The 7,605-nt window shown below is 50.2% G+C and carries 7 protein-coding genes and 1 pseudogene; 2 read left to right on the top strand and 6 right to left on the bottom strand.

What is annotated here, in order from left to right:
- From FWE06_08395 to rpsF, 4 genes are all read right to left on the bottom strand, one after another.
- Positions 1-1,799 (bottom strand): class B sortase (locus FWE06_08395; protein MCL2547189.1); only part of this gene is annotated, 1,799 nt, incomplete at its 3' end.
- 140 nt (positions 1,800-1,939) lie between these two features.
- Complete coding sequence (gene rpsR / locus FWE06_08390; protein ID MCL2547188.1) at positions 1,940-2,224, bottom strand: 30S ribosomal protein S18; 285 nt, start codon at positions 2,222-2,224, stop codon at positions 1,940-1,942.
- A 138-nt stretch (positions 2,225-2,362) separates the two neighbouring features.
- A complete protein-coding gene (locus FWE06_08385; protein ID MCL2547187.1) occupies positions 2,363-2,860 on the bottom strand; it encodes a single-stranded DNA-binding protein in 498 nt (165 codons plus the stop codon).
- A gap of 11 nt (positions 2,861-2,871) precedes the next feature.
- Positions 2,872-3,165 carry a 30S ribosomal protein S6 gene (gene rpsF / locus FWE06_08380; GenBank protein MCL2547186.1) on the bottom strand — a complete coding sequence of 98 codons (294 nt, stop codon included), beginning with the start codon at positions 3,163-3,165 and terminating at the stop codon, positions 2,872-2,874.
- 377 nt (positions 3,166-3,542) lie between these two features.
- On the opposite strand from rpsF, the gene FWE06_08375 reads away from it, so the two are divergent.
- Positions 3,543-4,508, top strand: coding sequence for a 6-phosphofructokinase (locus FWE06_08375; protein ID MCL2547185.1), 966 nt, complete (start codon positions 3,543-3,545; stop codon positions 4,506-4,508).
- Between the two features lie 108 nt (positions 4,509-4,616).
- On the top strand, positions 4,617-5,042 hold the full coding sequence (locus tag FWE06_08370) for a VOC family protein (protein MCL2547184.1): 426 nt from the start codon (positions 4,617-4,619) through the stop codon (positions 5,040-5,042).
- 383 nt (positions 5,043-5,425) lie between these two features.
- Here FWE06_08370 and FWE06_08365 read toward each other — a convergent pair.
- Together FWE06_08365 and FWE06_08360 are read right to left on the bottom strand one after the other, a co-directional pair.
- A pseudogene (locus FWE06_08365) lies at positions 5,426-5,527 on the bottom strand (alginate lyase).
- A 525-nt stretch (positions 5,528-6,052) separates the two neighbouring features.
- A complete protein-coding gene (locus tag FWE06_08360; protein MCL2547183.1) occupies positions 6,053-7,396 on the bottom strand; it encodes a D-alanyl-D-alanine carboxypeptidase in 1,344 nt (447 codons plus the stop codon).
- Positions 7,397-7,605 lie beyond the last annotated feature (209 nt).

Raw genomic sequence — 7,605 nt, 5'->3', positions numbered from 1 at the left:
GGTGTTGGCGTTGGGGTTGGCTCGGGTTCGGGTGTTGGCGTTGGGGTTGGCTCGGGTGTCGGTGTTGGGGTTGGCTCGGGTTCGGGTGTCGGTGTTGGCTCGGGTGTTTGTTCTGCAATCGGTGGGCGTGACGATGGCAACCAGGCGTTGTTGAACAGCTGGTCGCGTAGACTACCGTCTAGTGATTGGATGAGCATACGGCGTTCGCCACGTGTTGATTGATAAATCACTAAACGTTCAATTTCCTGCAACGGCAAAACGACAGGCTCTTGCCATTCGTCAACGCCGTTGTAGCTGAAGGCAATAAACACATTGCGGTGCGTGACATTTTGGAAGCCGGCACCTGTATTTTCGACGCGGTGGATGACTTCACTCCATATGAGGTAATATCCGCCGTTAGCCGCAAAGTGCGCCATGGGGCGCAATAGGGCGTGAGCCGGCGTTTCCATCATACGGGTCGCTTCGCCGCCGCTGCTATTGATCACTTCCATTTGGCCGGTGAAACGATTGATATAAACCAAGCGCATACGTCCACCGACCATAGTGAGCAGCGGGTATTGTGCGTCAACACCTTGCGGAGTGATCGCGCCGCCGCGGCGTTCAAACGGGCCGGCTGGTGTGCGCGCATGGAGGAGGCTGATACCCGGCGTGTCGCCGTCTAAGCCATTGGTAGCAATCCAGTAATCGCGGCCGTCGCGGAAAGTTGACAGCCAAGTAAATCGCCGCATGTTGATTTCACCGCGAAAAGCTAAAAAGCGCGGCTGCCAGCGGACATTGTCATTGGAACTGTAATATTCAATGCCCCATTCGCTGACATAGGTTAAGAAATACCGCCGCAGTTGCGGATTAGTCCAAATGGTCGGCAGGAGCATATCGCGATTGACCTCGTCCAGCCCGATGAGTGTGATATTGGGGCCTTGTATATTAGTGTTACGTTCAGCACGAGGCGGGTTGGCGGCAAACGCGCCGTTTTCACCGCTTTCGCCGGGACGTAGACGGCGGGCATGGACGACAAAACGTGCGTCCTCAAAGTCGTATTCGCAAGTTGAGAGCGTAATGAATGTATCATGAACACTGACGTCGAAATTGACTTGGATTTGCGAGCGGCGTTGGATTTCGTCAAGCATCCACTGCAAGCGTTCATAATCATCGCCGAAGTTTTGCTGAATGTAGCCCCATTCCGCCTCGCCGCGGTAGACGGCAAAAATGACCCAGGCATCATGGCCCGATAGAGCATCAGTCATCATGAATGGGAAGTTGTTAAAATGCTCTATATTGTAGTCGTAACGCAACAGACGACCGAACATTTGCCCGTCGCGCATGTTGTGTCCGTAAAGGACATTGTTCTTGTTCCAGCCGAAGTAGTCATAACCGCGATAGTCGGCAAAAATAGCACCGAAGTGCGTGACTCGGCGGTGGAAGTCGCGGTTGAGATAGAAATCATTGTCCTGCCCCATGACAAAAGGCCAGTGCATGTCAGGCTGTCCCGGAAAGTATAAGAAGCCTTGGAAGTCAGGATTGATGGCCAACATATCAGCAAAACGCAGGCGGTTTTGTGCCACGATTTGTTCACGCGTTAATCCCGGTGGTGGTGGCTCGGCTTCCGGCACACGGCCGGGCTCCCACTCCGTCATATTTGGCGGTGGGGAGTGGAGCTGAATAAGGTCGTACCGTTCTTCAGCTGCCATGTTAGCGCGGATGTGTTGGCGTATCATACCAAAGGTCGAAAAAACGACAAGCCCGATGCAGAAAGCAGTGGCGAGCAGGCGTATTTGGAAACGTGGTTTGACGGTTAGCATGATATGCCCCCTTGTAAGTAGTGAGTTGTTTTCTTAATTGCAGTCAGTATACCACAAAAAGGTGATTATCGCAATAGAATATTGATGGAAATTTGCAAAAAAACAGGCATCCGTCCGATGCCTGTTTTTAAGGATTAATTTTAGTCGGCCACGTAGGGCAGCAGCGCGATTTGGCGAGCCCTTTTGATGGCCGTTGTCAATTGGCGCTGGTGCGCGGCGCAGGTGCCGGTCATGCGGCAGGGCAGGATTTTGGCGCGCTCACTCATAAAGGTGCGCAATTTAGCGGCATCTTTGTAATCAATGTGCTGTACCTTGCCGGCACAGAACTGGCATACCTTGCGGCGGCGGCGTGGGCGAAATCCGCCGCGTTCGGGGCGCTCACCTCTTTCGGGACGGGGCGAGCGCTCAGGACGGCTATCTGTCACAGGACGAGTTTCGCCTGCGGGGCGTTCAGCTTTTTCGGGAGTTGTATTATCCATGAGTGTGATTCTCCTTTGGTTTAATTATAATCAAGGGACGCTTGGTGCGCGTCGTCTAAGGGTGTGGTGATTGCTTAGTTTCTTTTAGAATGGTAATTGCCCGTCGTCTTCCATCAACTCGGTGAAGCCGGTGGAATCGGTAGCCGGGACAACCGGCGCCTGCGACGCGGGGGCAGGCTGGTTATCATAGTAATCATTGTTTGGGCGCGGGGTAGGCTGCGACGGTGTGGCATAAGGGTTGCCGTAATCATCGCGCGGTTGTTGCTGCTTACGCTCGGCAAAATGCGCTTCGCTGGCGACGACTTCGTAGCTAGTGCGCTTATTGCCCTCTTTGTCATCCCATTGGCGTTGTTGCAAGCGCCCGACAATAGACACTAGCTGCCCTTTGACGAAATAGTTAGCGGTAAATTCGGCCAGTTTTTCCCAGCAGACGATGTCGATGAAATCAGCTGATTTTTGCTCGCTGCTTTTGCCGAAGCGGTCGACGGCCAGTGTGAATGATGTCACTGGTGTGTTTGATTGTGTGTGCCGCAGCACCGGATCGCGGGTCAGCCGACCCATGAGTATGCATTTGTTTAACATACGCTATGCTCCTATTCCACCGCGATGACCAAATAGCGCATGACGCCATCGGTAATCTTATAAATGCGGTTGAGTTCGGCCGGGAAGTCGGGCTTAGATGTGAACGTCATCAGTGTGTAATAGCCTTCGGGGTGGTCGTTGATGGGATACGCCATGCGGCGTTTGCCCCACTCGTCTACATTGACCAATGTAGCGTTTGCTTCGGCAAGCGACTTGAACTTGTTGACCAGCTCTTGTGTCGTCTCTTCGCCTAGTGTGGGGTCGAGGATGAAAATGCTCTCGTATTTTGCTTCGATTTGTGCCATATTGACACCTCCTTATGGACGTATGTCTGTCATAGATGACAGCAAGGATAGCACTCACAATAAAATAAGCGCGACTGACAGTATATTACAAGATGGAGTGGTTGTCAAGGGGTTTGTGAAAATTGGTGGCTTGTAAACTGCTGAAAATGTTTATTCGGTGCAGCTACAGAAATATCAAAACACATACACTACTTCAGTTTTAACCATTGCTTGGCGGGCATATCCTTTGTCTTGGTGGATTTTGTCAATCATAAGGTGCTGTATGAAGTAAAATTGCTGCATTCGAAGGGGTGTCAATGCTTGTCGAAAATGTCTTGTTTGACATATTGCCGTGCGGCAAGTATAATATGACAATATGACTTGGAGGTGCTATATAAATGAACCGTATCGGGATTTTGACCAGCGGCGGCGACGCGCCGGGGATGAATGCGGCCATTCGTGCCATTGTGCGTGAGGCGCGGCATCGCAATATTGACTGTTTGGGCATTCGCCGGGGCTATAATGGGCTGCTGAACGGCGATGTAATTGAACTGAAAAGCAACGACGTCAACGGGTTGCTGACGCGGGGCGGTACGGCGCTGTTTACGGCACGCTGCCAGGAGTTTATTACGCCCGAGGGCGTGGAAAAAGGCTATAATGCCTGCAAATATTTAGGGTTGGACGGCGTGGTTGCTATTGGCGGTGACGGCACATTCCGCGGTGCGCTGGATTTGTCGCGTATGGGTGTCAACATGATGTGCTTGCCGGCGACCATTGACAACGATATCGGTTGTACCAACTACTCCATCGGGTTCGACACAGCTTGTAACACGGCGATTGACGCCATTGACAAGCTACGCGACACCATGCAGAGCCATGAACGGTGCAGTGTTGTTGAAGTCATGGGGCGTGATGCGGGGCATTTGGCAGTCTACGTTGGCATTGCGACGGGCGCGGTGGCGACGCTGGTGCCGGAATACAGCGATGTGTGTGAAGAGACATTGATTGAGAAAATTCGCGCCGAGCGGACGCGCGGGCGGACGCACTTTTTGATTATCGTCGCTGAGGGGTTTGGCAAGGCCGAAACGGTGGCGCAAAATGTCAGTGCGGCGACCGGCATTGATTCGCGTGTGACGATACTGGGACATATCCAACGCGGCGGCAGCCCGACGGCTCGCGACCGCGTGACGGCAAGCCGTATGGGGCGTCATGCGGTGCTGAATATGTTGGAAGGTAAGTGCAATCGCGTTGTCGGTGTTATTGACGGTAATATGCAGGATTTTGCCATTGAAGAGGCTTTGAAAATGAAGCGTGCTTTGCAGCGGAGTATGTACGATACGGCGATTGAATTAGCTTCGATGTAGGGTAGAGGATTTATGTTTGAAAAGACATACTGTTGTTGTGTTTCGTGTGATATGATTTGCTCGTGCTAATAAAGCAAAAAATATTAACATGTCTGGAGCGTTGATGAAATGAATTTTAATAAATTGGCAGTTACAATAAATGTTTGGAAAGATTATGATGCTTGTTTTGATTTTTATACTGAAAAAATGGGACTGATTCCATCATGGGGCGATAGAAATAGTGAATGGGCTTCATTCTCTGCCCAAGAAGGTACACCGCCTTGTATTGCAATATTCGACGCAAATTTGATGACAAAGCATGACGATAAATATGAACCGCCAAAAGCGTTTACTCAACCGGATACAATTACATTAACGATTCCGACAGATGATATCGAAAGGGACTACAAGCGACTAAAGGAAGCAGGTGTGGAGTTTATAGGTGTCCCTGAATCAAAAGAAATGGGTTCAAAATCTGTGAAGTTTAGAGATACAGAAGGTAATCTTCTGGAATTGGGAGAGTTTGAAAACTATTTTACCGGAACAGATGAATAGCGTAAATTAAGCATTTTGTAAACATTGCTTGCGGCTGTAGCCCGCATGGTTGCAGTGCCTTCCATGCCCAAGGGGTTCGCAACATTGATATATAAGGCTTTGCGTGATTTCGTATGGTTATGACACGCTTTTGGTTGGTAGAGTCAATTGCAATTGTTGGCGTGTTTCCCAAATCGCTGCTTCGGTGACAAAGATGAACAAAGTCTTTGTTCTTGTTATAAAATCAACCTTGGCCGTTAAAACGTCCATTCGCCATTGATGAGCTGTTGTGTCATTGTGCTCCAAGTGCTGGAGCTATTCTCATGAAGGATATTTTCTACAGAATCAAGAAATGTGTGAACAGCCGTTGCAGGATAAAATACGCGGCCTTGCGCCCATCCGTCACTGACAACTGCCACAATACGAGTCTGCGGTGCAGGCGTTGGTTGCGGGGTTGACACAGGCACGGGAGTAGGTGTCGGCTGTGGGGTTGGTGTAGGCGTCGGTTGTGCGATTGGGCGTTGCGTGGGGGCAGGTGTTGGGTTGTTTGTGATATTATTGTTATTGGCAGGATTTGTTGGCGATGGGGTATTTGGGGGCGGCGATGGGGTGTTCGGGCGTGGTGCGGGAGTGATGGCAGGGCTGCTTGGTGTGTTTATAGCGCTTGGATTATTATTTATATCGGCGTCCGGGGCGGCAAGGTCAGCAGGCATGACCTCATATCCGTGGGCCTCAGGAGCATATGTTTCAGTCAATCCATACTCAGATGTTTCTGCAGCGTACTCCACATGCTGGTCGCATAGAGCATATGGCATGGGATCGGTGTAAGCGTTACCGCCATCGTTTTCGCTGCCCGCGGTTATATGGCTGCCATATTGCGTTAATGTTAAAAGCATAACAAGCAAAAGAATGGCAAGGATAATTGTAAAAATGGTTTTTGCTCTGCTTTTTATGAAATACAACATAGAGCTTCCCTCCAAATTTCGAATAGTTTCAATCATGCTGCTGCAATACGATCTTCTACGCGGATGTCAACGATCCGTGGCCCATGCACCTCTTGTCATTTCGCGCCGCCGCCGTTTATTATACAGAATGGTGACAATGATATAGAAAATCAGCAGTGCAAACAGCGCAATTATGCCTACAATCAACCATGTGCCATACGCTTCCCAAAATTCGGACAGCCTCATGGAGAAATATGCGCCGGCGGCACGTTCAACGCTGGCATTGGCAATGAGCAGAATCGTGCCCAGCAACTCTTCACCGTCCCATATTTCGACGTGACCAAACACATCATTGCGCTCAACCGGCGCAATCAGCACACCGGCACGATTTCGCTGTCCGACATCTTGGTCAATAACAGGACGGAATATTAGATCATCTGGGTCAAAGTCGTTTGGCATAACATCTTCAAAATTATCTTGCGTCACCAGAACGATGTCGCCAGCATTGTGTCCGGCCGCGATTTCTTGGGAAATAATTGGCCGGCCGCGATTGACCAGTTCGCGCCGTTCGAAATTGCTAAAGCCCCATTCGAGCAGCCGTCGAGACTCAAAGAAATGTCGCCCGACATTTTCGTCCGTCAGCCCGGCATCCATAACGACCAGCAATTGCTCCAAGCCGCCCAATGTTGCTAACGATACCAAGCAATGTCCGGCCGGCGTGGTGAAACCTGTTTTGACACCGCGGGCCGGCGCGTAAAATGCTTCGGGACGGTGGTTATGCTGCCGCCGGATTAGTGCGTTGGTGTTGACCCAGACGCGAGATTGGTCGTGCATGTTGGTAGGGGGGAGCTCATGGATTTCCGTGTATGCCATTTGCAAAAACATAGGCAAACGCCGTGCTTCCATGGTGATTAAGTACATATCTCGTGCCGTTGTGACTTGTGCGATATCGTGTAAACCATGTGCATTAGTGAAGTTGGTGTTATTTGCGCCGATTTCGCGTGCACGGGCGTTCATCATGTCAACAAATGCCTCCACACTGCCTGCCACAGCTTCCGCTAAAACGTTGCACGCCTCATTTGCTGATACGAGCATAGCTGAGTAAAGTAAATTGCGCACAGTCAGCTGCTCATACTCTATCAAGCGCGGGCGGGCGTGACTGCCATAAGGACTTAAATTTTGCAATGCCGTATTGCTGACGGTCAGCACTTGATCTAAATCAAGGTTCTCCAATGCCAACATAACGGTCATAATTTTGGTTAAGCTGGCGGGATAGGCAGGTTCGTCGGCGTTGTGTTCAAAAAGAATACGCCCGCTTGTCGTCTCAACTAAGATGACATAACCGGCTGTCGTTTCGGGCAATGTAACGGCAGATGCCGCAGATGTGAGCATTATCGTCAAGGCGCATAGCGCGGAAATAAACCGCTTCATAGCGTCACCTCATTGTATGTATCATTGTTTACATAATATTATAACATAAGACGAAGCTAAGTGCAAGAGGAAAGTTGGCAATAAATAAGACCGCTCTTGCGGTCTTTATGGGAGATGAAGTTGCTGTACTTTATCGCGTGTGTCCTTTACGTATAACAAAGTCCACGATAAACAGCACGATAGCAATTGTAATCGTAGTTACGGCATTC

Source organism: Oscillospiraceae bacterium, from assembly GCA_009780275.1.
GTDB lineage: Bacteria > Bacillota > Clostridia > Oscillospirales > UBA929 > WRAI01.
This window is presented reverse-complemented; position numbering and strand designations above follow the sequence as displayed.

Excerpts from the sequence above, each read along its gene's own strand:
- FWE06_08370 (MCL2547184.1), top strand. The coding sequence starts at position 4,617 with ATGAATTTTAATAAATTGGCAGTTACAATAAATGTTTGGAAAGATTAT.
- rpsF (MCL2547186.1), bottom strand. The coding sequence starts at position 3,165 with ATGGCACAAATCGAAGCAAAATACGAGAGCATTTTCATCCTCGACCCC.
- FWE06_08360 (MCL2547183.1), bottom strand. The coding sequence starts at position 7,396 with ATGAAGCGGTTTATTTCCGCGCTATGCGCCTTGACGATAATGCTCACA.
- FWE06_08385 (MCL2547187.1), bottom strand. The coding sequence starts at position 2,860 with ATGTTAAACAAATGCATACTCATGGGTCGGCTGACCCGCGATCCGGTG.
- FWE06_08375 (MCL2547185.1), top strand. The coding sequence starts at position 3,543 with ATGAACCGTATCGGGATTTTGACCAGCGGCGGCGACGCGCCGGGGATG.